Raw genomic sequence first — 2,432 nt, forward strand, 5'->3', positions numbered from 1 at the left:
ATATTATTATTTATTTGATGAAATATCTATACTGCATTCTACTGGCATTTTTAGTGTCAGGATTTTCGATTTGCGCTGCTCAAACTACAGGAAGTATTTCCGGAAAGATTACGTTGATAGATGGAAGTCCATTTAGCTCTGTTTCTGTGACGCTTATTGAAAACCATAGAGCTACATTAACAGATGCAGGAGGAAATTATACTTTTAACAACCTGCTGCCGGGAAAGTATACCGTTAGAATTCAGATTCTTGGAGCTAAAGAAAAAGATCTGAATGTTATTGTCAATGTAGATAAAGTAACTGAAGCCAACTATCATCTTACAAAAGAAAATGTTCAGGCTTTACAGGAGGTAACCATTACGAGTGCAGCCAACAAGTTCTCGAAAAAGGAGAGTGTGTATGCTGCACGCCTTCCGCTGAAGAACCTGGAAAATCCGCAGGTATATACCACAGTTCCAAAAGAAGTTATACAGGAACAGATTGCGATAGACCTTGGTGAAATTGCTAAAAATGTTCCGGGAGCTGGGATTCCAATGTTGGCCAACCAGGGTAGGGTTACATTTCGTTCCCGGGGTTTTGAGACAGAACCCATGGTAAGAAATGGAGTTGCAGGGTTTGCCTATACCGCAATAGACCCCGCGAATCTGGAACGCATTGAAGCTATTAAAGGCCCCTCTGCAACGTTATTTGGCACAAATCTATCCAGTTACGGAGGATTATATAACAGGGTGACTAAAAAACCATATAATGGTTTTGGCGGGGAGCTGTCCTTATTCAGTGGAAGCAGAGACTATAACCGGCTGGCTTTTGATGTAAATACACCCGTAAATGCAGATAAGACTGTTTTGTTCCGCTTAAATGGCGCAACAACATTTGACAAAAGTTTTCAGGACCTGGGTTTCACCAATAGTATAAGTTTAGCACCTAGCTTTTCTTATCAGATCACCGATAAACTTTCTGTGCTGTTTGATGTAGAATTTGGACAAGCTAAAGGAACTTCAGTGGTCCGGTTTAATCCTTACATGCCAAAAGTAGGTGTAACCAGGTCCATTGAAACGATGAACGTACCTTATAATCGTCTGTTTGGCAGTAATGACCTTACCTATCAGACGCAAATGCTAAATCTTTTTACCCAGTTCAATTACAAAATATCCGAAGAATGGACTTCTCAAACGATCATTTCAAGATCGAGAACATCCATCAATGGCTATATATCGGCTTTGAACCAAAAAACAGATTCTACATTAGCTGCAAATATTATGAGAGGGTATACCGCTTTTATTGCTACAGATCTACAACAAAACTTTACAGGCGATTTTATGATCGGTTCTCACCGTAATCGTTTGGTTTTAGGCCTGGATTACTATAATAATGCAAATAGCTTTGACAGATTGACCATCACAGGACCATCGGTCGACTATACCAAACCAACCATTACTCAAATTAACCGTGCAACCATCGATGCTCTGGCAGCTTCTGGCGTTACACGTTCGGAAAGCAATGGAGACAACAGTTACGCTGTATATGCCTCCAATGTATTTAATGTTACAGACAGATTACTGGCTATGCTTAGCCTTCGTCTCGATCGATATTTTAATTTAGGGGTTACTCCTGTAAACACGGGTGTTGCAACCGGTGCATACAATCAAACAGCATTATCCCCAAAACTGGGTTTGGTGTACCAGCTGCTTAAGGATCGTGTTTCGGTATTCGGTAACTATATGAATGGCTTCACCAATAAACCGGGGTCAGATTTTAATGGTAATTCATTTAAGCCAGAGCAAGCAAATCAATTAGAGACAGGTATTAAAGCAGATATTTTTGATCATAAACTTGTTGGGACGATAAGTTATTACGACATCAGAGTGAACGATATACTTCGAACTGATCCTGATCACACCGATTTTTCCCTTCAGGATGCCTCACAAAAAAGTCAGGGTATTGAGTTTGAACTCACCGCAAGTCCTTTTGCTGGTTTTAATATTATTGCCGGCTATGCCTATAATGATAGTAAGTATACCAATGCCGCTTCTACTATCAATGGTTTACGGCCTGCTTTATCGGGTCCGGCAAATACCATTAACTTTTGGATAAGTTACCAGGTACCGGAAGGGAAAATGAAAGGATTTGGTGCAGGTTTTGGTGGAAATCATGGAAGCTCTTCCTTCCAAACCAATACGACCACCAATAAAGTAACCATACCTGCGTATACTATGCTCGATGCGACATTGTTCTATGACCAGCGCCGTTTTCGTATAGGGTTCAAAGTTGATAATTTAACCAGCGAAAAAGCATGGTCCGTGCGACTGACTCCTCAGGCTCCGGCACGTTTTATTGGAAATCTTATTTTCAGATTTTAAAATCAACAGTCTTTTATAAAGAAATGGCTTTTGCAAATTCCTTGCAAAAGCCATTTCTTTATAAGGTAATTT

Annotated in this window: 1 protein-coding gene; it reads left to right on the plus strand. The window is 40.1% G+C overall.

What is annotated here, in order from left to right; all coding sequences use genetic code 11:
- On the plus strand, nucleotides 1–2,360 hold a 2,360-nt coding region (locus tag DBR11_RS05700), incomplete at its 5' end, for a TonB-dependent receptor (protein WP_233260657.1).
- Between the last annotated feature and the right edge of the window lie 72 nt (nucleotides 2,361–2,432).

This window comes from Pedobacter sp. HMWF019, assembly GCF_003061025.1.
In the GTDB taxonomy this organism is placed as follows: Bacteria; Bacteroidota; Bacteroidia; order Sphingobacteriales; family Sphingobacteriaceae; genus Pedobacter.